General features: G+C 34.9%; 24 protein-coding genes, 1 pseudogene and 1 riboswitch. Of the genes and pseudogenes, 3 read left to right on the forward strand and 22 right to left on the reverse strand.

Translation table 11 applies throughout. The features are described 5' to 3' along the window. Nucleotides 1-6 precede the first annotated feature (6 nt). The 3 genes from rpsA to Q3V31_RS03790 form a co-directional block, all read right to left on the reverse strand. Complete coding sequence (gene rpsA / locus Q3V31_RS03780) at nt 7-1,155, reverse strand: 30S ribosomal protein S1 (protein WP_000229578.1); 1,149 nt, start codon at nt 1,153-1,155, stop codon at nt 7-9. 330 nt (nt 1,156-1,485) lie between these two features. Then, nucleotides 1,486-2,163, reverse strand: coding sequence for a (d)CMP kinase (gene cmk, locus Q3V31_RS03785; protein ID WP_000361260.1), 678 nt, complete (start codon nt 2,161-2,163; stop codon nt 1,486-1,488). A 130-nt stretch (nt 2,164-2,293) separates the two neighbouring features. Then, nucleotides 2,294-2,467 carry a YpfB family protein gene (locus Q3V31_RS03790; RefSeq protein ID WP_000738046.1) on the reverse strand — a complete coding sequence of 58 codons (174 nt, stop codon included), beginning with the start codon at nt 2,465-2,467 and terminating at the stop codon, nt 2,294-2,296. 180 nt (nt 2,468-2,647) lie between these two features. Here Q3V31_RS03790 and ansA point away from each other — a divergent pair, with 180 nt between their 5' ends. Further along, on the forward strand, nt 2,648-3,622 hold the full coding sequence (gene ansA, locus Q3V31_RS03795; protein WP_000822015.1) for an asparaginase: 975 nt from the start codon (nt 2,648-2,650) through the stop codon (nt 3,620-3,622). A 36-nt stretch (nt 3,623-3,658) separates the two neighbouring features. On the opposite strand, the gene Q3V31_RS03800 is transcribed toward ansA, so the two are convergent. The 12 genes and pseudogenes from Q3V31_RS03800 to Q3V31_RS03855 all read right to left on the reverse strand — a co-directional run bounded on the left by Q3V31_RS03800 (nt 3,659) and on the right by Q3V31_RS03855 (nt 13,646). Next, nucleotides 3,659-4,639 (reverse strand): YpdA family putative bacillithiol disulfide reductase, encoded by a 981-nt coding sequence (locus tag Q3V31_RS03800; RefSeq protein ID WP_001168498.1) that lies wholly within the window; start codon nt 4,637-4,639, stop codon nt 3,659-3,661. A gap of 109 nt (nt 4,640-4,748) precedes the next feature. Beyond that, entirely contained in the window at nt 4,749-5,279 is a 531-nt protein-coding gene (locus Q3V31_RS03805) for a peptidoglycan recognition protein family protein (RefSeq protein WP_001240649.1), read from the reverse strand. 77 nt (nt 5,280-5,356) lie between these two features. Next, nucleotides 5,357-5,593 carry a DUF3961 domain-containing protein gene (locus Q3V31_RS03810; RefSeq protein WP_002075213.1) on the reverse strand — a complete coding sequence of 79 codons (237 nt, stop codon included), beginning with the start codon at nt 5,591-5,593 and terminating at the stop codon, nt 5,357-5,359. A gap of 95 nt (nt 5,594-5,688) precedes the next feature. Further along, nucleotides 5,689-5,897: pseudogene (locus Q3V31_RS03815) on the reverse strand (hypothetical protein). 80 nt (nt 5,898-5,977) lie between these two features. Next, complete coding sequence (gudB, locus tag Q3V31_RS03820; protein WP_000225168.1) at nt 5,978-7,264, reverse strand: NAD-specific glutamate dehydrogenase; 1,287 nt, start codon at nt 7,262-7,264, stop codon at nt 5,978-5,980. A gap of 324 nt (nt 7,265-7,588) precedes the next feature. After that, nucleotides 7,589-8,197 (reverse strand): genetic competence negative regulator, encoded by a 609-nt coding sequence (locus Q3V31_RS03825; protein ID WP_001235405.1) that lies wholly within the window; start codon nt 8,195-8,197, stop codon nt 7,589-7,591. A 77-nt stretch (nt 8,198-8,274) separates the two neighbouring features. Next, on the reverse strand, nt 8,275-9,150 hold the full coding sequence (locus tag Q3V31_RS03830; RefSeq protein ID WP_001143289.1) for a MerR family transcriptional regulator: 876 nt from the start codon (nt 9,148-9,150) through the stop codon (nt 8,275-8,277). Continuing rightward, nucleotides 9,150-9,926: a metallophosphoesterase gene (locus tag Q3V31_RS03835; RefSeq protein ID WP_000219850.1), complete on the reverse strand. Its 777-nt coding sequence runs from the start codon at nt 9,924-9,926 to the stop codon at nt 9,150-9,152. The genes Q3V31_RS03830 and Q3V31_RS03835 overlap by 1 nt, the downstream gene beginning before the upstream one ends. 83 nt (nt 9,927-10,009) lie before the next feature. Further along, nucleotides 10,010-10,480 carry a LysM peptidoglycan-binding domain-containing protein gene (locus Q3V31_RS03840; RefSeq protein ID WP_001231537.1) on the reverse strand — a complete coding sequence of 157 codons (471 nt, stop codon included), beginning with the start codon at nt 10,478-10,480 and terminating at the stop codon, nt 10,010-10,012. A gap of 22 nt (nt 10,481-10,502) precedes the next feature. Then, entirely contained in the window at nt 10,503-11,066 is a 564-nt protein-coding gene (locus Q3V31_RS03845) for a CPBP family intramembrane glutamic endopeptidase (protein ID WP_001025786.1), read from the reverse strand. Further along, nucleotides 11,066-12,595: a RecQ family ATP-dependent DNA helicase gene (locus tag Q3V31_RS03850; protein WP_000762983.1), complete on the reverse strand. Its 1,530-nt coding sequence runs from the start codon at nt 12,593-12,595 to the stop codon at nt 11,066-11,068. Before Q3V31_RS03850 ends, Q3V31_RS03845 begins: the two co-directional genes overlap by 1 nt. Continuing rightward, nucleotides 12,585-13,646 (reverse strand): YpbB family protein, encoded by a 1,062-nt coding sequence (locus Q3V31_RS03855; protein WP_016129020.1) that lies wholly within the window; start codon nt 13,644-13,646, stop codon nt 12,585-12,587. The genes Q3V31_RS03850 and Q3V31_RS03855 overlap by 11 nt, the downstream gene beginning before the upstream one ends. A 281-nt stretch (nt 13,647-13,927) precedes the next feature. On the opposite strand from Q3V31_RS03855, the gene Q3V31_RS03860 reads away from it, so the two are divergent. Beyond that, nucleotides 13,928-14,176 carry a ferredoxin gene (locus Q3V31_RS03860; RefSeq protein WP_001151994.1) on the forward strand — a complete coding sequence of 83 codons (249 nt, stop codon included), beginning with the start codon at nt 13,928-13,930 and terminating at the stop codon, nt 14,174-14,176. A 274-nt stretch (nt 14,177-14,450) separates the two neighbouring features. On the opposite strand, the gene Q3V31_RS03865 is transcribed toward Q3V31_RS03860, so the two are convergent. Beyond that, nucleotides 14,451-15,029: an ECF transporter S component gene (locus Q3V31_RS03865; RefSeq protein ID WP_000810848.1), complete on the reverse strand. Its 579-nt coding sequence runs from the start codon at nt 15,027-15,029 to the stop codon at nt 14,451-14,453. A gap of 164 nt (nt 15,030-15,193) precedes the next feature. Beyond that, nucleotides 15,194-15,333: riboswitch (FMN riboswitch) on the reverse strand. A 400-nt stretch (nt 15,334-15,733) separates the two neighbouring features. Here Q3V31_RS03865 and Q3V31_RS03870 point away from each other — a divergent pair. After that, complete coding sequence (locus tag Q3V31_RS03870) at nt 15,734-16,420, forward strand: hypothetical protein (RefSeq protein WP_000710840.1); 687 nt, start codon at nt 15,734-15,736, stop codon at nt 16,418-16,420. Nucleotides 16,421-16,590: 170 nt separating this feature from the next. Here the strand turns inward: Q3V31_RS03870 and Q3V31_RS03875 are convergent, their stop codons facing one another. The 6 genes from Q3V31_RS03875 to resB form a co-directional block, all read right to left on the reverse strand. Continuing rightward, nucleotides 16,591-17,205 carry a peptidoglycan DD-metalloendopeptidase family protein gene (locus Q3V31_RS03875; RefSeq protein WP_000645529.1) on the reverse strand — a complete coding sequence of 205 codons (615 nt, stop codon included), beginning with the start codon at nt 17,203-17,205 and terminating at the stop codon, nt 16,591-16,593. A gap of 84 nt (nt 17,206-17,289) precedes the next feature. Beyond that, nucleotides 17,290-17,871, reverse strand: a complete 582-nt coding sequence (locus tag Q3V31_RS03880; RefSeq protein WP_000781249.1) for a cob(I)yrinic acid a,c-diamide adenosyltransferase — start codon at nt 17,869-17,871, stop codon at nt 17,290-17,292. 135 nt (nt 17,872-18,006) lie between these two features. Next, entirely contained in the window at nt 18,007-19,782 is a 1,776-nt protein-coding gene (resE, locus tag Q3V31_RS03885) for a sensor histidine kinase ResE (protein WP_097871685.1), read from the reverse strand. Further along, nucleotides 19,782-20,498 (reverse strand): DNA-binding response regulator ResD, encoded by a 717-nt coding sequence (gene resD, locus Q3V31_RS03890; protein WP_000426861.1) that lies wholly within the window; start codon nt 20,496-20,498, stop codon nt 19,782-19,784. Before resD ends, resE begins: the two co-directional genes overlap by 1 nt. A 301-nt stretch (nt 20,499-20,799) precedes the next feature. Further along, a complete protein-coding gene (gene resC, locus Q3V31_RS03895) occupies nt 20,800-21,957 on the reverse strand; it encodes a cytochrome c biogenesis protein ResC (RefSeq protein WP_000250068.1) in 1,158 nt (385 codons plus the stop codon). 14 nt (nt 21,958-21,971) lie between these two features. Then, a complete protein-coding gene (gene resB, locus Q3V31_RS03900) occupies nt 21,972-23,597 on the reverse strand; it encodes a cytochrome c biogenesis protein ResB (protein WP_097871681.1) in 1,626 nt (541 codons plus the stop codon). Nucleotides 23,598-23,701: the final 104 nt, after the last annotated feature.

Below are 23,701 nucleotides of genomic sequence, written 5' to 3' on the forward strand. Positions count from 1 at the left end.
CCCTCTTTATTTCTTTAATTTTTTCAGTTGTTCACCAATAATATCACTTAACTGGAAAGTAGCCGAATCAGCATTTGGCTCATATTGGCTATAATCTTCTGTTACATTATTTTCTTCAAGCGTTTCTTTTATGCTTAAAGAAATACGTTTTTCTGCTACATGGACTTCAAGCACTTTCACTTTTACTTCTTGTCCCATTTCCAATACTTCATTTGGATTTTTCACGTGACGATTTGCAATTTGAGATACATGTACAAGCCCTTCAACACCAGGTAAAATTTCAACAAACGCACCGAATGTAACAAGGCGTTTTACTACTCCCTCACGAATATCTCCAGCTTTTATTTCGCCAGCAACATTTTCCCAAGGTCCTGGCTGAGCTGCTTTAATTGATAAAGAAATACGTTGTGTATCGGCATCAACAGATAGCACCTTTACTTTTACCTTTTGACCTTGCTCTAATACCTCAGAAGGTTGTTCTACACGTTCATGTGAAATTTGTGAAATGTGAACTAAACCATCCACACCACCAACGTTAACGAAAGCACCAAAATCCGTTAATCGTTGTACTGTCCCTTCAACAACATCTCCTTCTTTTAACGAAGAGATGGCTTCTTTTTTCTTAGAATCTAGTTCTAGTTCTACTACGGCTTTATGCGAAAGGATTACACGATTTTTTTCACGGTCTAATTCAACAATTTTCACCGCTAATGTTTTCCCTTTATAGTCAGCAAAGTCTTCTACATAATGTACTTCTACAAGTGAAGCTGGGATAAAACCACGAACACCAAGGTCCACAACTAATCCACCATTCACGATATCTTTTACAGTAACATCAAATACATAACCAGAATTAAATTTCTCTTGTAATTCTACCCACGCTTTTTCTGCGTCAACAGCACGTTTAGATAAAACAAGATCATCTTCTTCTAATTTAATAATTTTTAATTCAAGTGTTTGATCTAATTCTACAACATCGCTTGCTTTTTCAATATGAACGTTAGCTAATTCACTAATTGGAATTACGCCATCTGTTTTGTATCCAACATTTACAAGAACTTGTTTCTCTTCAACTTTCGTTACAGAACCTGTAACAACGTCACCAACTTGTAATTCTTTTGAATTCATAACTTCTTCATTCATTTTCTCTACCATGGAAATACCTCCCTACAGAATTGACAAAGCATTTTTATGTATATACGAAATGAAAACAAATGTTTTCATTTGCATGTTTAAGAATTTATCATCACATATTCTGTTTCAATACAGTTCACAAGAAACTATATTAAATCTATATAAATAGTATACAGCAAAATCATCTTGAAGAAAGTATGATTTGAAATATAATAGCGAATATATTCTGACAGTTTTTTTCCTCTGTAACTAACTTCTTACAAATTAGCCCATTTGTCAAGAAAAGAGACTTATAATTCACGTATCCTTTACATTTCAAAAAAAATAAAGAAAGAGGATAGTCCTCTTTCTTTATTTCGCAAATACTCCTGAAACAATACCCATAATTTTTTGGACAACTTCTTCAATTGATAAAGAAGTTGTATCTAATTCCAATGCATCATCAGCTTTTTTCAAAGGAGAAACTTCACGTTCTGAATCTAATTTATCACGCCTAGCAATTTCTTCTTTTAACTGCTCTAAATTAGAATCGAAACCTTTATTCATATTTTCTAAATGTCTTCTTTCTGCTCTTTCTTCTACAGAAGCAAGCATAAAGATTTTCACTTCAGCATCTGGTAGTACATGTGTACCAATATCACGACCATCCATTACTACGCCGCCCTTTTCAGCTAATTCTTGTTGACGACGTACCATTTCTTCACGAACAAGACGATGCTTTGCTACAATAGATACGCGATTCGTCACATCAGGTGTACGAATCACTTCAGAAACATCTTGTCCATTTAAAAATACAAGTTGTGTATTTTCCCCTTGTTGAAATTCAATATTCACATTTTTTACAACTTCCATTAACTTTTCTTCATTTTCAATATCCACTTTTTGTTCAAGGGCTGCATATGTAATAGCACGGTACATTGCGCCTGTATCAATGTAAACATATGAAAGTTTTTTTGCAACAACTTTTGCAACTGTACTTTTCCCAGCAGCTGCTGGACCATCTATAGCAATCGAAATTCGTTTATCCATTGTAACACCTCATTTTTCACTTATAAAACAAAACGAAAAGCAGGTATTCTCCCCCTGCTTCTTCCCATTTGCTTCACGTCATTAAATCCTCAATTATTGTAGCATAATCCACCATAGAAGAAAATGAAAACTACTTATTCACCTGTAAGATTTCCGCCCTATTTTTCGTGACGACACCTTCGTAATAAACAATTTTCGATAAATATTTCACTGATGATTTATGTATAAATAACAATTGCACAACACAAAGACAAATGAATTGTATTACTAATATACGAATAAAAATTTTCTCCATCTTTTTCAACGTAATTGCTACCTCCTATCCTATATTTACACATTTCGTTTCGTGATTTTATGCATCGTACATATAGTAGCTAACTTTATTGTCATTTTCGAGGCATACTTTTATACATTTCCATTGTCGAATTTACTCAAAACATGTTATGTTCTAAATGTATTTTTCAACTTGAAAGGGGTATAAGCATTGAAAAGAATCCTAGTTTTACACACAGGCGGAACAATTGCAATGGAGGAAGATAAAGAAACTGGGGTCGTACAACCAGGTGAAAAAAATCCTCTTTTAAAATTCATTCCTGATTTAGAAGGCGATGTTGATTTAATCGTTGAAGATGTCTTCCATCTACCATCTCCTCATATGACACCGAGCGAAATGTTACAATTACAAGTCATCATTGATGAAAGAGTAAAACAAGACAACATTCATGGCGTAGTCATTACGCATGGTACGGATACATTAGAAGAAACAGCCTATTTCTTAGATTTAACAGTGCAAGCAACTATTCCAATCGTTGTAACAGGCGCAATGCGTTCTAGTAATGAATTAGGTGCTGATGGTCTATATAACTTCTTATCGGCTGTAAAAGTAGCTAGCTGTAGTGAAGCTGCTGAAAAAGGTGTTTTAGTCGTATTAAACGACGAAATCCATTGCGCTACAAATGTAACGAAAACACATACAAGTAACGTGGCAACATTCCAGAGTCCACAGTATGGACCAATTGGTATGGTAACAAAGCGCGGCGTTGTATTCCATCACGCTTTAGTACATCATGAAACATATTCAGTAAATAAGGTTTCTAAAAACGTAGTTGTTCTAAAAGCATACGCTGGTATGGACGATACATTGTTAGCAGCAATTGAAAACCTTCCAGTAGACGGGATTGTTATTGAAGCACTTGGACAAGGTAATTTACCTCCAAGAACACTTCCTAGTCTAGAACGATTAATCAACAAAGGAATTCCTGTTGTATTAGTGTCTCGCTGTTTCAACGGCATCGTGCAAGATGTATATTCGTATGAAGGCGGGGGCAAACAATTAAAAGATATGGGTATTGTATTCACATACGGTTTAAATGCTCAAAAAGCACGTATTAAATTATTAGTTGCATTAGAGAATACAAATTCTCATGAAACAATCCAAAATATGTTTATGCACAATTAAAAAGAAGCTGTCGAAGTTTATTTCGACAGCTTCTTTTTATATTTCCCTTGATGCAATGGTTTGCGCAATCGCATCCCCATGAAATCTACCGTTCTCGATAAATATTTCATTTGCATTATTCCCAGCAGCAATTACACCTGCAATGAAAATATTTTCAGCGTTTGTTTCCATTGTATCCTCTGTATAAATCGGACGCCCTGTTTCTTCATCAATCCGAACACCCATCTTCGTTAAGAAGCTATGATCAGGATGGTAACCAGTCATCGCAAATACAAAATCATTTTGGATTGTATATGCCTCATCATCAACTGTATACGTTAATGTATGTTCAGTAATTTCTTTCACATGAGACTGGAAATGCATTTGAATTGTGCCGTTTCGTACTAATGCCTCAAACTCCGGCAGAATCCATGGCTTTATGCTTGATGAATACTCACTTCCGCGATATAGTACCGTTACACGCGCACCTGCTTTAACAAGCTCTAACGCGGCATCTACACTCGAGTTTTTCCCACCTATAACTACCACGTCTCGATCAAAATAAGGATGTCCCTCTTTAAAATAGTGCGCTACTTTCTCAAGTTTCTCACCTGGAACATTCATATAATTTGGATTGTCATAATATCCAGTTGCTATAACAATATATTTCGCGATATATATTTCTTTACTTCCGTCACGCTTTGTCGTCTCAACCCGAAAAACTTCTCCATCTTTTTGAACTTTCTCCACTCGTTCAAATGCATTTACACGTACAGATTTACGCTTTACTACTTCACGATAATACGCGAGCGCTTGGTTACGAAATGGCTTACGATTTTCTGTAATAAATGCAACTTCACCAATTTCTAATTTTTCACTAGATGAGAAAAATGTTTGATGAGTTGGATAATTATAAATTGCATTTACAATGTTTCCTTTTTCAATTACTAACGGATTTATCCCTACTTTTTGCAACGAAATTGCTGCTGCTAATCCGCACGGACCGCCTCCAATTATGATAGCTGTTTCTTTCTGCATACTCAGCTCACTCCTAGTCTTCTACCAATACACTATTTATAAAAACAAGAAAAAACCTACTTACAGCAGTAGGCACCTATCTTTATTGTATTCATTTTTCATATATTTGTCATCTAAACGAAACATACATCCGATAGACATCTGCTAAAAACTGCTGAAATTTAATGCCTTGTTTCCCTAATACATTCTCAGGATCAATCTTTCTAGCTGGATCAAGTGTTTTATGTGATACGATATCTTTTTTCGGATTCAAACCGAAGTTTTGGCATAAATACGCATGATACCACGTAAAACGAGTATATGCTTCCCAAAAGTTAACCTCACCGCCATAACAAAGTTCTACCCCAATGGCAGCCTTATTCGCATCATAACCATATAAGTCATTATCCGTCGGCACACCATATCTAACATGATACGCAACTTCATTTATAGGCACAATTTCCAATATCGTTTTGTCATCTATAAATGTATGCGCCGAAGCTTTCGGTTGTATTTCATTAAAGTAATCTCGATTCCCTATCGCATTGCTACCAGGATTCCCCGTATCATGACTTACAATAAACCTTACTTTAGAAAGAGGAATTCCCGGTCGTGAACTTCCATATCCAATATAGTTACGCTCTATAGGAAACATCGCCATTACTACCAACTCCCGCTGTAGAAAATTACCTTACTTCCTTATATGTATTCGGTAGCAATGTCCTTATAGCATATTTCTTATGCGAAGATAAAATCGAAAATATTTGATGTGAATACCATAAATAATAAAATACTTACAGCCACTCCATAAAAACCGTAAAACCAAACACAATCTTCTTTCGTATCTAAACCGAAAAATTTATTTACCGATTGTAATAATGTGCCACGCTTACTTTGTTTGTTTCGTAATACTTCCACTCGTTCTACAACATCTGCTGGCATCATAAATCTTTGGTCTACTGTCATTTTCATCATTTATCTCTCCTTAAAATCATTTCCGTTTTGCTTATCTAAGGAAAGTATAGCACGTTTGTTCGTGTAGAACAAGCGTTCTTTTTTTATTTTTTATTCTATTTTTCAACAAGCCAAGTAATAATTGTGAATATAAACGCGATAATTGGTCCAACTACAAATGCACCAAATATTAAAACAATAATCCTTCGCCGAACACCCGAACGATACTTGTCTTTCGGGCTCTCTTAACTCTTGCAAGTTCACCCTCTAACACCTTAACCTTTTCTTCTAATTGGTCTACCCGTTCCATCATTTCATTCCCCATATACAACACCTCATTTAATACTTCAACAAAAAAACGCGATTCCCTCGAAAGGAAATCACGCTTTCTCAAAACATTATATATTATACCCAACCTCTGAAGCGACTAGCCTCAGCCATTTTACGAACACCAATCATGTATGCAGCTAAGCGCATGTTCACTTTACGAACTTGTGATGTTTCATAGATTGAATCGAATGATTTTACCATTACTTTTTCTAAACGTTGTTCTACTTCTTCCTCAGTCCAGTAGTAACCTTGGTTATTTTGTACCCACTCAAAGTAAGATACTGTAACGCCACCAGCACTTGCTAATACGTCTGGAACAAGTAAAATACCACGATCTGTTAAGATTTTTGTTGCTTCTAATGTAGTTGGGCCATTTGCAGCTTCAACCACAATCTTCGCTTTAATCTTATCAGCATTTTCTTCTGTAATTTGGTTCTCAATTGCAGCAGGAACTAAAATGTCACAATCAAGTTCTAACAGTTCTGTATTTGAAATTGTATTATTAAATAGTTTTGTTACAGTACCGAAGCTATCGCGACGATCTAGTAAATAGTCAATATCTAATCCATTTGGATCATGTAGTGCACCGTAAGCATCTGAAATTGCAATTACTTTCGCGCCTGCATCATGCATAAATTTAGCTAAGAAGCTACCTGCGTTACCGAATCCTTGAACAACAACGCGTGCACCTTTAATATCAATGTCACGTTTTTTCGCAGCTTCACGAATACAAATTGTTACACCTTTTGCAGTCGCTGTTTCACGTCCGTGTGATCCACCTAATACAAGTGGTTTACCTGTAATAAATCCTGGTGAATTAAATTCATCGATACGGCTATACTCATCCATCATCCATGCCATAATTTGTGAGTTTGTAAATACATCTGGAGCCGGAATATCTTTTGTCGGACCAACAATTTGGCTAATTGCTCGTACATAACCGCGGCTTAATCTTTCTAATTCACGGAAAGACATTTCACGTGGGTCACAAATGATTCCACCTTTACCTCCACCATATGGTAAATCAACAATACCACATTTTAAACTCATCCAAATAGAAAGTGCTTTCACTTCATTTTCTGTTACGTTTGGATGGAAGCGAATTCCACCTTTCGTTGGACCAACAGCATCATTATGTTGTGCACGATATCCTGTAAATATTTTAACAGTCCCGTCATCCATACGAACTGGAATTTTCACTGTCATCATACGAATTGGTTCTTTCAATAATTCATATACTTCGTTTGGATAACCCAATTTTTCTAATGCTTCATTAATTACAATTTGTGTTGAATTTAACAATTCAAAATGTTGTTCCCCTTGTTGTTGTGTTTTCGTTTGAGTTCCCTTTTCGGCTACCATAGTAAGTAAACCCCCTGTAATTTCACTTGTTTAGTAAACCTTCATTGCCTAGTATACACCGTTAAATTTGGAATGCAATAGAAAACGCTAACAAATATATACAAACTATTTTGTGTTGCAAGCGTTTTCACTATTATTATAGTCCTTTTATTGCTTTTAGAAAAGTAAAATACTTAAATATTTAAATATTTTTTATTTTCATCAAAAATACTGATCCAATCTTCAAATACAGGTCGGCTAGTCTTGTTGCCTAAACTTCGCTTTATAGATTTTAGATTTTCCAATCTTCAGCTGAATAAAAATAAAACCTCAAGCTACGTTACATTAGCTGAGGTTTTGCTTTTTCACAAAGTAATTGTATATTTGTTCAATTGCTTGAGAATCCATTAATTCTTTACCATATTCCATTATGCGGTAAATTGTTGCTGTTGACGGATTACCGTATTCCGCTAAAATAGCTATAAAATCTGCCTTTAATAATTGAAATTGCTCTTCTTCTTCTATCCAAAGATAAAAACGATTATCCCATGTATACAACTTCCCATCAGTTACACCAAGGTTATATAAGCGATTTGACAAATTAATTACATCATCTAATGTAGCAAACTCGTAAAGTATATGTTCACTTTCATCAAGAGTCACTTGCATTTCAATAAACTCGTCACGGAACTCATCTTCTGTGTCCACTTCTTGATTTTCTTTCGTTACAATTACAACCATACCTTGAGCTTGTAGAGAAAATACTTCCACAGCAATCGGACCATCCGCTTCAAACCCTAATTCTTTATTTGCTTCTTGCATCATATCACGGAATAGTTGCTGTACTTTCGGTGCATTTCTCCACAAATCTTCTTTCGTTAATCCTCGTTCTGATAAATCATCAAATGTTAGGAAAATTTTGATCTTATTGTAATTTAAACGTTCCAGTCTCATCTCATACCCTCCCTACGTAACCATTGCATCTAATTTTTATTATATGAAATAGAAAATAGATGGTTCTTTTCGAACAACTATTCTGACATTCTTAACCATCCATCCCATTCTTCTTTCGTGTTACCAATAAGGATATTTTGAAGATTTAATTGATCCCCAATGCTTTTTCTTCCTATAAAACCAACAAAGAGATTTTTATTTTTTGCTTGCAACAAATCAATAAATCTTACTGCCTCTTCAAGTTCTCGCTCATCATCAAAAGATATAAACAAATACTTAGGTTGCAATTGTTCAATAGCTTGTAAAATACCTTCTTCATCTAAACTTGTCCCCATATACATTGCTTGATATCCTTTTATTCGTAAATACGTCGCGAAAATAAATCCTTTTAATATATTATTTTCTAAAACGAAAACTTTGTTAACGGAAGAATACACTGATGCATTATGATAAATCATTCCTAGACGTGTTTGTAAGAATGATACAACATATTTGAATTGTGACATTGTAATCTCATTATTATTTTTTAAAATTAACAACTTGTTTGCCACTTGAAGAATGATACTTATAACAACCTTTTCCGTTGAATATATACTAAAAACCTCGTTTAATAATACAGAAGTTGTAATTTCATCAAATTCTAACAAAGCTTGTAGTATATCGTCCACTAAAACAACTTCTTTATCAGTAATTTTTTCTATTTGAATGTTGTTCTGCAACCGATTCTCTTCTAATAACTGAACGGCTTGTCCAATCATCATCCCCCCAGAAACTTTGTTCATTAACCATTTCAAAATATGAATATGCTCTTCTGTATACAAACGATGCCCCGCATGATTTCTCTTTGGGGCAATAATATGATAACGTCTTTCCCATGCGCGGAGTGTACTCGGTTGAATTCCGAGTATATTCGAAACAGCTTTTATATTATAGTTTCCATTTGAAGTTGGCATTATTTCCCTCCACACAACGTAATGATATGTGTTTGAGAAGGTGCCCGAAAACGAAGAGGAAACAATGTTGTTCCATACCCATTACTAACAAAGAGTGTCATATTAAAATGCTTATATATACCACCCTTTAAATGTTTTTCAGATGGAAACAACCGAATTTGTCCTCCATGTGTATGTCCACTTAACACAAGCGAAATTTGTTCTTTACCGGACATTTTCTTTATTATATCAGGGTTGTGACTAATTAAAATGCGAAAACCTTCTTCTTTACAATCAGCCAATGCTAAATCTAAACGATCTCGTTCTAATCCAACATCATCGATACCGAGCAAGCAAATTTTCTCACCTACTTCAGACTCAAATACAACTCTTGTATTATCTAATACCTTCACATTATTCTCTAACAATAAAGCATCTAATTCGTGATATTCAATTTCATAATCATTATTTCCCCATACAAAATATACAGGGGCTACTTCTCTTAATTTTTGAATATTTAAAGAGATTTGCGATAAAGGTACTCCTTTTTCAGCTAAATCACCGCCAATAATTACGATATCTGCTTTCCCTTTTACTCGTTCAATTAGCGAGCTAGAAATGACCCTTCTATGAATATCCGAAATAAAAAAAATATTAACTTTTTGAAAACTTTCCGGAAATTCTTCGAATACTAATGTATGTTCCAGCACAGTATTACGCATCGCTTCTTTATACATTCCAAGAAGACATACAAAACCAATGCATATGAGAGTACATAATAATATAATCCATGTCATATATTTTTTACTCTCCCTCCTCGTAAAGTATAGTCCTTCATTTTATATGCAGCTATTATATATCACTCATTTAACTAGCTCTCTTACTTCGCAGACTTATCTTTTATAGGAATTTTTAATTCTTGTCCTACTCTCACTTCGTCTTCTTGTAAATCATTATATTTTTTAATTACTTCCATCCCGTTTTCATCTGAGAAATATTGCTTCGCTATACTTTCTAAACTTTCTCCATCTTTCACAATATGAGTTGCTACTTTCTCAGACTGCTTTTGAGATTCAGTCTTAGCTGAATCAAAGAAAATTACTTCAAACGCACTTTTCCCAGCATTATTACTATCACTTTTCACCTGTGTATATTTATCTGTATACCATAGAATACTAATAGGTAACAATATGAATAAAAATGTTAAAACTCGGACGAAAATATGATTCATTTTAAATTTTGGTTTTTTCTCTTTATTTCTACGAATTTCACTACGCGGCGGTAAACCTTCATCTTCTTCCACTCGCTCAACTTCTAACTCCTCTTCAAAATCAGGAATTCGTTTTCTCATGTTGTTCACCACCACCTTCCATTTATTTTCTTAATTGGAGTCCCATTATAAAATCAACAAGAAAGTGTGCAAAGATTGTAATAAACAAATTTCCTGTCCACTCGAATACATAACCAAAAACAAAGCTAATAAAGCAGACGAAACAAAACAAAAAAGGCTTCGTTATATACCGAATATGTAACACGGCAAAAATTAAACTCGCTATTACAATTCCAAAATGAGTCTGCACTACACCTCTAAATAAAAACTCTTCCGCAAAGCCAATAATAAACGTGATAACGAGTAAATGCATGACAGAGATTCCTTGAAACATTCTATCGTTAATGCCACCATCATCAAACCAAGATTCTGGAAACACTCGCATTGCAACATAATCTAATAACACAATACATATCGCTAATAAGCCACCTAGTACAAGTATAGAAATCGGTTCCCATTTCCACAAACTATAAACTTCTCTTTTATCTTGAAATAATATGTATGCTAATAAACAACCGATACCAATAATAATTAGTTGTGTTATGTATAGATTCAGTCTTATTTCCCTCGGACTCATATCTTCAACATTTTGCCTTTGAATGTTCATCATTCCTCCATCTTCCCTAGGCCGAAAAGCTTTTGTAACTCTGTTTCCCAATTATAGTCGAAAACTGACTGTTGCGCTCGTCTTTTTTTATAATCTATTTTTGTAATACCACAGTAATCACAACAGTTTTCTATCTCTTTTTCCTTTCTATAACCGAACTGTTGTAATAAATATTCACGCCTACATCCTTGAACTTGTATCCATGACTTCATATTTTCTAGCTCACTATATTTATTACGCAGTCTTACTTCCACTTCCGCTATTAATCTGTGCATTATTTCATCTGACAAGCTCTCTAGCAGAAGATTTCGCTGTTGTATGATTCCAAGATGTTCGAGATGATAACGGATAAAACGCCAATATTGTTCATTAAATCTTGCTGCATTATAACAAATTTCTTCTACATCTTCTATTGGTAATACTTTCGTTTGAAACATTCTTTCTTGTAGTAACGAAAATAAAAATTGTATTTGTGATTTACTTGGCAATTCATCTTCAATGATTGAAATTGGTAAATCATGATCCAATGGACTACATAACAAAATAGCTATACTCGGTTCACCATCCCTCCCCGCTCTTCCAATTTCTTGTAAATAGGAGGCTACATTTGTCGGATATTGAAAATGAATAATATATCTTGTATTCGCCTTATTGACCCCCATCCCAAAAGCACTTGTACATATTACAATTTGCAACTGGTCATTCATAAACTGTTGTTGAATTAACATACGCTCTTCATGTTCCATACCACCATGATAAAAAGCTACACCTGTAATTCCTTTTCCTCTTAAATACTCGGTTAAACGCTCTGTCCAGGCCCTACTTGAGCAATAAACAATACCAGGCCCTTGCAAATACATTATATGCTCAAAAAGCGCCTCTTTTTTTTCTTCTATCGTTTCCACAAATTGCACTTCCATCGCAATATTTGGACGATCAATTGAATACACATGCTCAGCGATATTTTTTAGATTTAAACTTTCCGCTATATCTCGCAGTACATCCTTTGTAGCAGTTGCTGTTAATGCTAGTACATTTGGAGATCCGATACTCTCAATTACTTTATCTAATTTTTTATAATCTGGCCGGAAATCATATCCCCATTGTGAAATACAATGCGCTTCATCTACGACAAATAATGAAATATGTATTTTTTTCAATTCTCTTATTAGAAGTTCCGACTGCAACATCTCTGGTGATACGAAAACAAATTTATAAAAAGATAGCTTTTTCATCGCTTCTCTTTTTTCACTTAACGTCCGAAAACTATTAAATGCAATAACTCGATTTTTCACGACATACTTTAATTGCGTAACTTGGTCTTCCATTAAAGATAATAATGGTGATACAACAAGCACCGTCCCCTCTTGCAGAAGCCCCGGAAGTTGATAACACATTGACTTTCCCCTTCCAGTCGGAAGCATTGCTACAACATCTTTTCCTTCCAATAAGTCCGTAATAACTCCTTTTTGCCCCGGACGAAATTCAGAATATCCAAACCACTTATATAAATATTCCTCAAGCTTCATTAATACCCTCCATCCGTGCCAATACAAGACGGACTTCAAAATAAGAGATCCCCTCTCCAACCGCTTGCTTCAACACACGCAATTTACGTGTTTGTAATGCTTCAATTACTTTTGATACTTTTTCTATTTTTTCTTTTTCCATAAACATCTCAATAGAAAATTCTTTTTCTCGTAAAGCAATCTCCACAAAATGATCTTCTATCGTGGCAACCTTTAAATTCCGAATTGTCGCTATTTCTTCTAAAGAGCGTCCTTGTCTCCAAAAATTATATGTTTTTTTCGTTGATAAGCTAAATAAATCAGCTTTCTCATTTGGATAAGAAATAATTTCAACTAATAATGGAAATTCATTTTCTTTATTGCGAACTTCTTGAATAAGGAAATGAATTGTACCCCAAAATAAAAAGTACACTCGAAATACATCTTGTTTCGTAATCTCCGCTAATTGTTGTAAAGTACACCCGATACGTTCATAGCCAGTTAACCGATATGTTATGATTGTCGCTTCTACTGAATTATTTTTTTGTAAAAGAGTATCCATCTCCTTCCACAATCTTTTAGCCAATTCATTTCTCGTATATGGTATTCCCGTGAGAAAACGTTTTACCCACATCATTATTTCTGTATCCTGTTGAATTGGAATAAATTTCGCATTCGCCTGTTGTATATTCGAAATGGTTTGAACGATTAATGATAATCTCTTCCAAAACGTTTCACCTATTTCACCATAGTGTAAACCATGTAAATACGTCGGAAAGGCAAATTCATCTTCCCATTTGTTTAATTGCATGATACCCGCAGTCGTTAACACGTATGTATTATCATCTATAGATTGAACTAAATCCGTCTGTAACAACTTGGCAACTTCTTGATCATAATCAGCTCTATTTAATGATTTATAAATCCCAAACAAAAAAGAAATTTGAAACATATTCCCATCTTGTAATGTTTGCGACGATCTCTTTCCTTTTAACAAATAATAAATCGAAGAAACGGTTCTTTCACCATTCAATTGTTTTAAACAATATAATAAAGTATATTGTAGCTGCATTACCGCTTCCACCTTTCAGTCTAACTTCATTCCTTTTTCAATACGATCGCATTTAACTTATCATATTCACACTACATGCTTGTATATATTCTATTGTATCAAACGAAATAACATTTAAGTATTTTGAAAATCTTATGAAATTATTCAAAAACAAGTTGACACCCTAATTGATAAGCATTATCATTATAATTTTATGTTGAAAAGTTTTAAAAACCGTTTTACAATAAGGTTATAATTTTTTGACGAACTTTTCACATACATATTATTAGGAGGGAAAAAAGATGGCAAAATATACAATCGTTGATAAAGATACTTGTATTGCATGTGGTGCTTGTGGCGCTGCTGCACCAGACATTTATGACTATGATGATGAAGGTATTGCATTTGTAACATTAGACGATAACCAAGGTATTGTTGAAATTCCAGATGTATTAATTGAAGATATGATGGATGCATTCGAAGGCTGTCCAACTGACTCAATTAAAGTTGCTGACGAATCATTTGATGGCGACTCTTTAAAATTCGAATAGTCTTTTATTAACTTCAAAAAATGCCCCTCATATGGATGAGGGGTATTTTTTGTTTTCTATTTTCATTCTATTTAATAAAAAAACATTAGTAGTCCATACTACTAATGGTTTTTTTATCCCGCTATTTGCGGGCAGTAAGACCCCTACCTCAAAATTCAACGAAAGCAAAGAAGTTAGGTGAGGGGCGGGCTGCCCGTAAATGCCCGATTGGTGAAGGCTAATAATCAGTGGGAGATGAACAAAGCCCCCACTGATTAAAGTTTCACTTTATATTTTATGCATTATTCATTTTTGCAAACACCCATACTTTCAGGCGTGAGAACAACGCTACAAATACAATTGTCACTACAATTCCTTTAATCAAATTAAATGGTAAGATTGCCGTTACAACAGTTGTTTTTATAGCATCACTAGACATAGCTGGTGAATTTAAAAACCAAGTGTAAGCTGGGAATATGATGATGTAGTTTAATACACTCATGATTAACGCCATTGTAATTGTCCCTAGCATTAATCCTGTAGTTAAACTCTTTACAGTACGATACTTTCTAAATAAGAAAGCTGCTGGTCCAATAAATAAACATCCTGCAATAAAGTTTGCAATTTCTCCAACTGGCACTCCCGTTAAGCTTCCTTGAATCCCGTAATGTAAAATATTTTTTATCGCTTCTACAATTACTCCTGCAATCGGTCCAAAAATAATCGCCGCAATTAAAGCTGGCACATCACTAAAATCAATTTTTAAAAATGGCGGAAGCCCTGGGAATGGAAAATCCAACATCATTAGTAAATACGCAATACTACTTAGCATCGCTACACTCACCATCTGCACTACACTGTTTTTTTGTTTCATCTTTCTCTCTCCTTTTCCATCGATCTTCTCATGGAAAGTGGAAAGGTTCTGCTATGCCTATTTTTTCATAGAACGAAAAAACCCCTTTGCGATTTACACAAAGGGAGAGTTTTAAGGCACATCAAACAGACGTTCAAATACTTATCTTTTTTGAACGCTTGAACCTCCATCTTCTCCCATCCAGACTATACTGTCGGCTTTGGAATCACACCAAATCCTGCCTTAACGGCTCGCGGGCTTAGAACGAAATTATTAACTGTTCATCACCGCCGGTCGGGATTTTCACCCTGCCCCGAAGATAGACCGATATTCTATTTTCCACTTCATTATACAACAACATGATCGTATTGTGAACAAAAAAAGTGTAACTTATTAAAAATAAGTTATTAACTTTATATAACAAAAAATACAATCAATATATTTTACAATATAACCCATATTTTTTATCCCGCATTAACGGGCAGTAAGACTCCCACCTCGAAATTCGGCGAATGCGAGGAAGTTAGGCAGGAGTCGGGCTGCCCGTAAAAGCCCGATTGGTTCAACTAATAATCAGTGGGGGATGGAAAAAACCCCCACTGATTAAAGTTTCACTTTATAATTCGGTATTTCTCTTATGAATCCCCCTAGTCATATATCGTTAAAAGTGATAAGATGTTGAATTGTTAAGATAAGAACATTTTCTGAGTTATGGAGGAAATGTCATGAAGAAAGATAAAAGACACTCTATTCGAGAAGCAATGAAAAAGAACTTAAGAAAAGAATACTTTTATTTGAAAAAAGAATTACTTTTCTACTGTCCAATTGATCTAGGCACATTCTCAAGAGAGACATACTACGCTACTTTTGACCAAGATGGCATAAGTATTTATCAGTACGATAAAAAAACAGAAAGTAAATTAAAATTGTGTGAGCGTCATCCATGGAAGAGTTGGAATAAGGTAAAAGTTGATCACTATTTAACAACTTCTCAATTTATTTTCCAAGGTGAGCGAAACTGGATTTTATCCCTTTTCCAAAAAGGAAAAGAAGCTCAAAAAATAATTGAAGAACATACATCTTTACAAATTGAAGTTGTTTCCCGTCCTTTTTCCAAGAAACTTCCTGGTTTCCGTTCTAATACACCATTGAATAAATACATCGGTAGCATTTGTTACACTGCACTTATTGCATTTTTATTAAAATGGATGATTCCATTTCAAGCACCACAAATCGCCCTGTATTCTCTTTCAATTGGCTTTATGCTTCTTGGTTTACTTTGTCTTACAATTGGTCTAATCGAACCAAGTATCGTACTATTTCGGACAAAAGAAAAAACAAGAACAAAAGTCTTTTACTTATATAGCTACTTAGCTATTTCTGGATTTATATGTGTCTTTATTTTTTGGTAAAAGAAACCGTCCCAAAAGATTTTTTGGGACGGTTTTTCATTAGGAATAGGTTACTCTTATCTTCGTATGTTATTGCTAAGTCAACATTTCTTGTCGAAACGTCGATATAAATTCATTTACTATCATATTCTTAAAAATCTATTCAAAAGTTATACTTCGGGAAGTTTCCTTTACTTAACGTATAGTTGTTGGTTCGGATAGATTCGCTCTTGTTGTAATCCATTTTTCACTTTGATTTCCTCAACTGTCATACTAAATCTCCGAGCAATACTAACTAAAGTATCACCTTTTTGTACAACATATAATGATGATGACACGACTTGATTTCTTTGTTCATTTAAAACAAGCAACGGATTCATCGCATTCCTTTTCTCCATCGTCCATCTTCCTTGATGCACTTCTAAATGCAAATGCGCTCCTCGCGATTCTCCTGTATTCCCTACCTCTCCAATTCGCTCTCCTTTTGAAATATTATCCCCTTGAACTACATATCTCTTATTTAAATGCGCATAAACAGCCTCATATTCTCCATGTTTAATAAACACAACATTTCCATAACTACTTGAAAAATAAGACTTTGTCACCTTACCATTTTGAATAGCTGCAACAGGCGTTCCAATGGACGCAGCTATATCAATACCATAGTGTTTCCCATGTCTTGTCCCAAAATAATCACTTACCTGCCCATCAACAGGCCATATCCACTGATTCTCTTCAGCGTAAACATGTAATTGAGATGAAAATAATATACTCAATATCACCACGCCACATTTTAACGCTTTCATATACATCCTCCGTTTTCTAATAACCGTCATACCTTCTCTATTGTGGGATATTACAGAAGAAAGTATACAAAAAAAGGAAGTGAATTACTCCACTTCCTTCTCTTTTTTATTGCGAAAAACAAGTGCACTGCGGTTATATTCCACATCTTTCACTTGTAAACGCGCATTTATTACTCTAGCTACCGCAAACAAATAATCAGATAACCTATTTACATACTTTAGAACAATGTCATTGGTTTCTCCTTCTTTTTGCAATGACACTATACAACGTTCTGCTCTTCTTATAACTGTACGTGCAATGTGTATTGCAGCTGATCCCTCGCTACCACCTGGTAAAATAAAACGTTCTAATGGCGGCGCTTCTTCTGTATAAGAATCAATTCTTCTCTCTAAATACTCGACCATCTCTATCGTTACTTTATAGGGGATTTTCTTCTCTACTATTGCTAAATCTCCTCCACAATCAAATAGTTCATGTTGAATATTTTCAAGCTCGTTATAAATGTCACGAAAACATTCCTCTTGCAATTTTGACAGCGCGTATCCGATATGAGAATTCGCCTCATCAATTGTGCCATAAGCTTCTACACGTATATGATCTTTATCTACTCGGCCACCTATTACACTCGTTTCCCCTTTATCTCCTGTTTTTGTATAAAGTTTCATTTCATTATGACACCTCTCTTTTTCATACTGATTATTAAAGAAAAAAACTCTACCATTCTTTATTTAATTGAACTTACAAAAAAATAAAAAACAGTAGAGCTTTTATTCATTATCACTTTTAAAAAACATATATATCTAAATTATACGATTTGGTAAATATACAGAGAATGTAGTTCCTTCTCCAACGACACTCGATACAGAAATCTTTCCATCATGACCTTGAACAATATTTTTAGCAATCGCAAGTCCGAGTCCAGTTCCAACCTTTTTCCCACGCGTTCTCGCTTTGTCAGCTTTATAGAACCGATCGAACAAGAACGGAATATCTTCTTCTGGAATACCCGCACCTGAATCCTGCACTTCAAAAGTAAGGCCACTATTTTCTGTATTAATTACAAGTGTAACATGTCCACCCGCATTTGTATGACGGATTGCATTATCAATTAAATTCGTCAATACCTGCTCCATACGATCTGCATCAAACGGATATTGTTCAATTGGGCTTTGGAAATCAACTGTTAATTGAACTTCTTTATCCTTTGCAATCCCTTGGAATTTACGACCAATTTTTTCGACAAATGGATGAATATCTAATTCACCAATATGTAACTCTACGTGACCACTTTCCATACGAGCTAAATCTAATAATTCATTTACAAGCTTACCTAAACGAACGGATTCATCATAAATGATTTGAACAAACTCATTAATTTCCTCTTTCGTTTGCACAATATCATCTAAAATCGCTTCACTATACCCTTGAAGCATGACCATCGGTGTACGAAGTTCATGTGATACATTCGCGATAAAGTCTTGACGCATCTTCTCAAGACGACGTTCTTCCGTCATATCACGCAACACTGCTACAGCCCCACGAATTTTCGTTTGATTGTAAAGCGGCGTCATAAGAACTACGTAGTTACCTTTTTGCAAATTAATTTCAACAACTTGTTGTTGCTCACTTTCTACAACAAGATGGAATAACTCAACAAGTTCAGAAGGTAGTTTTTTACTTAGCTCTATCTCTTTTTCTTCTTGCCACACTTGTAAGAAATGTTCGGCCGGTGGATTAATAACTACGACTGCCCCTTCTTGATTTAACGTAATAACCCCATCTGCCATACTACTCAAAATACTAGCTAACTGTTCTTTTTCTTGCTGCAAAGCATTCATATTAAACTTCAACTGTTTCCCCATTTGATTTAAGGCCGTTGCAAGCTCACCAATTTCATCCTGAGAAACCATAGGAGCCTTTGCATCAAACTTCCCACGTGCCACCTCAAAAGCAACCTCACGCATTTTACGAAGCGGTGCTGTAATTCGAGTAGATAAGAAGAACGCAAAGAAGGTTGTTAATATAATCGCAATCCCAGCCGATAAGAAAATAAAATCAGTCGTTCTCTCCATACCTTGTATCGGCACTTGTAATGATTCATATACGAACACTGCACTTTGATTTTTTGATTGCACCGGTTTTCCGACGATCATAATATCATTTTCAGTATTTTTATTCTTCCTGCTATTAGAAGCTTTTCTAATGTTATTTTTAATTTCTTTTTTGTCTTTAAATACAGCAGCTAATTCTTTATCTTCTTTTAAATCATCTATTGTTAGAGTAACTAACCCTTCTTGTTTCGGAGAAGAGGAAATCTCCTTACCATCTTCTACAATAATGATTCTTGAAAGTGGATCAGAGAATTTGTACGCGATATTCTCAATCGTTTTTACATCGGCACCTTCTTCAATTAGCTCTGAAACACTAGTTGCAACTTTTTGAAGCCTAGCTTCACTCATATCAACATAATATGTTCTAAAAAACTGCGAAAGTAAAATCGCAACAAATCCAAGAACAAACGAAACGAGAAGTAATATGGTCATCCATAACTTCCCTACTACACTTCTCCAAAGCATCAGTCGTTCACAACCTCAAACTTGTAACCAACGCCCCAAACGGTAACAATCATCTTCGCAGCATCTGGTGATTTTTTACTTAACTTCTCACGTAAACGCTTTACATGCGTATCAACTGTACGTAAATCTCCGAAGAATTCGTATTGCCATACTTCTTTTAACAATTGCTCACGGTCAAACACTTTATCTGGAGCTTTCGCTAAAAATAATAGTAATTCATACTCTTTCGGTGTTAAATTCACTTCATTACCATCTGCTGTAACACGGTGTGCATCATTATCAATTGTTAAATGAGGGAACACAGTAACATCTTTTGTCGTTGTATCTTGTGTAAAGAATGTTGTTGGTACAGCACGGCGTAATACTGCTTTCACACGAAGCACTACTTCACGAGGGCTAAATGGTTTCACGATATAATCATCAGTTCCTACCTCAAACCCTTGTACCCGATTCACTTCTTCACCTTTTGCTGTCAGCATAATAATTGGTGTCGCTTTCTTCTCACGAACCCCTTTGCACACTTCGATACCATCTTTACCAGGCATCATAAGATCTAACAAGATTAAATCATAATCATTTTGTAAGGCCATTTCTAAAGCTGTATCACCATTATCTGCTTCTTCAATTGTGTATTGCTCTCTTTCTAAATACATTTTCAATAAGCGACGAATACGATCCTCATCGTCTACAATTAATATTCTTGATTCATTTTCCATTTCTACCCGCTACGCATTTTAGCGCAACGGTTCACACCTACCCTTCTACAATATAATGTTGCACTTATTCTCATTTAACAAAATATTTTTTGAATGTTTCACTTTCCATATTATGCTTCACAAGAATAATAAAGTTTGTTCATTTTTTTTCCAAAACTATGTATTTTTTTTGAACAGTCTATTTGGTCCTCGACATCATTTTACAAAATCGACCGCTACTTTGTCATGTTTTTCTCAAAAAAGAAGAAAAGTTGACAAAAATAAAATAGGAAAGTGACATACACTCTCCTATTTTATTTCTCTATGCATATGAATGTAAACCCGCAATAATTAAGTTTACTACAATAAAGTTAAACATAATGATTGCAAAACCAATTACTGCAAGCCAAGCAGACTTTTCTCCATGCCATCCTTTAGATAAACGTAAATGTAATACCGCAGCATAAAAGAGCCATGTAATAAGTGCCCAAACTTCTTTGGGATCCCAACCCCAAAAGCGCGTCCAAGCAATTTGAGCCCAGATCATTGCAAAGATTAACGCTCCTAACGTAAACACTGGGAACCCTATCGCAATAGAACGATATCCGATTTCATCTAGTAAATCACTATTCGTATTCTTTACTAACGGCTGAAGTGCCGCTGATACTCGCTTACGCAAAACAAGTCTTAATACAATATAAAGTAGTGTTCCGACTAACACTGACCAAATAACAGTATTTAATTTTTTCGCATTTACAATTGCAGGGACTTCAACTGTTGGCTCTAATTTATTTTCTGTCATTAATTTCCCTTCATGCGGTCCAACTAAAGCCGGAAGATTGTACTTCATCTCCACTTGTTGTTCATTTTTATCAATCCATTGAAAATTCGCTTCATATTTCATACTAGAGAATACCGTTGTGATTGCAATAAATCCAACTGTACAAACAAGCGTATATACTACTGTCTCTAACCAAAAAGTTCGCTTACTTCTTGTCGATTGATCTACATTCTTCAGTAAGTACATTACGCCCGTAATAAAACTAATTGCTAAAATCGCTTGTCCTGCTGCCGCCGTCGTCACGTGAATATGTAACCAATTACTTTTTAAAGATGGAATAAGCGGAGATATTTCCCTTGGAAACATACTCGCATAAGCAATTAATAAAAGAGCAACTGGTAATGCAAATAATCCGATTATACTTACACGGTACATAAAATACATGACAATAAATGCTCCGACAAGCATCATGCCGAAAAATGTACCGAATTCAAAAAAGTTACTAACTGGCGCATGCCCTGATGCAATCCATCTTGTAACAAAATATACTGTTTGTGCAATAAACCCTAAAATTGTAATCGTTATTCCTATATTTGCCCATTTATTACCCTTTTCTTTAATTGCTCCTCCAAAAAATAAAGTTGCAATTAAATATAAGATGAACGCAGCGAACAGAAAATTACTACTTATTTGCACCATATCGTTTCCCCACCTTAACTAATTTTTTTATCATTCATTTTATCGTTTGGTTGTGGAATCGCTGTTCCTTCTAGTACTCTTTCAATATCTTTCTTTAAACTGAACCAATTTTTATTCGTATGGCCTGCAATCCACCATTCATCATTAACACGTTGTATCCAAATACGGCGATGATTCCAATACATACCTTGAATCACACCAACCATAAATATAAATCCACCTATACCAAGAATCCAAAGTGTTAAATCTTTCCTTACAGTAAGCGCTGTTGCATTTTGCATTTCCACACCTGCAAAGGACATTTTATACTTATTATTTCCATCAGGTTCTATATTTTGCTGAATTCCAACAAAACTCACTTCACCATCTGGTGTTTCTGGCGTAAACATTTTAAACACAAATGCAGGATTGTTTGGTAATTTCGTTTTTGTATTTGGTCTTCCATTCTCATCAAAATAAAAATCTGGGAAATAGCTTAATAATTCTAGAGAATACCCATTTCCTAAATCGTATTTTTCTGTAGGGTCTGCTAAATTCACTTTAATTGGTCCCCACTTTTGATTATTATCTTTGTTTTGCAAATGGAAGGACATGCTTTTAAATTCACTTTCTTTGTAATCCACCTGATAAACAGCAAATTGATCAAATTTCAGTGGTTCATTCACTCGAATTTCCGCTTCTTTTACTTTTTCCAGTTTCGGTTTTTGTCCTGCTATATTCTCGCCGACTGCTTTATACAATACAGCATTTGTTTGGAAATTTTTCACAATCATTTTATCACCTACACGGTCAATTGCTTCATCAAAAACTTCCTTGTCCTTACTTTTATCGTAAACTTCCTTTATAAATTTCTCGTTTTTTAAATAGTATTGACCATGCGTTCCCGGTATTTCTTTCGTTTCGCCATCACGTAACCAAAGTGCTTCGTCTACGTACATACTCGGTAAAAAACGGAGCATTGCACCGAATAAAAAGATAATGAGACCTATATGATTCACATATGGACCCCAGCGTGAAAACCGTCCCTTTTCAGCTAAAATGTTTCCGTCTTCCACTTTCACATTATAGTTCGTTTTCTTTAAATTCATTTGGACTCTTTCCAAATCACCATCTTGCGGTGTACCAGTGCCGTATAATCTCTGCCTCTTTAAAAAGCTAGGGTGTCTTTTCACCCCTTGCTTCTTTAAAGCTTTATAAAGGGGAATGACACGATCTAAACTACATATCACAAGTGAAATACCAATTGAAGCGATTAAAATCATATACCACCATGAACCGTATAAATTATTAAATCCTAATTGATAGTACAATTGCCCTAAAAATCCGTATTCTTGTTTATAATATTCAGCTGGTGCAATCCCTGGAGTTATGTACATTTCTTGCGGAAAAATAGTTCCAATCGCCGATGCAGCTAAAGTAATTACAATGAGCCATACACCCACTTTTACAGAAGAGAAAAAGCTCCAAATTTTATCAACTATCGTTTTTGTTTGCGTGAGAGATCTCCGAGCACTCCCCTCATAGCGCATATCCAATAGTTTTATATTTTCATTGCTTTCAAATGGTTTCCCACAAGCTTCACAAAAAACAGTTCCTATTGGATTAACATGTCCACATTCACACTTAATTTCTTTCAACACTCTCACCGCCCCTGTATCTATATGTACTATTGTATATTCTAACCTCGAGTTACCGCAATACTCAGAATTTTTAAACCGAAGGCGCTATAGGTAAGCACCTCTTA

It is taken from the genome of Bacillus nitratireducens (assembly GCF_036320425.1).
Classification (GTDB): Bacteria; Bacillota; Bacilli; order Bacillales; family Bacillaceae_G; genus Bacillus_A; species Bacillus_A nitratireducens.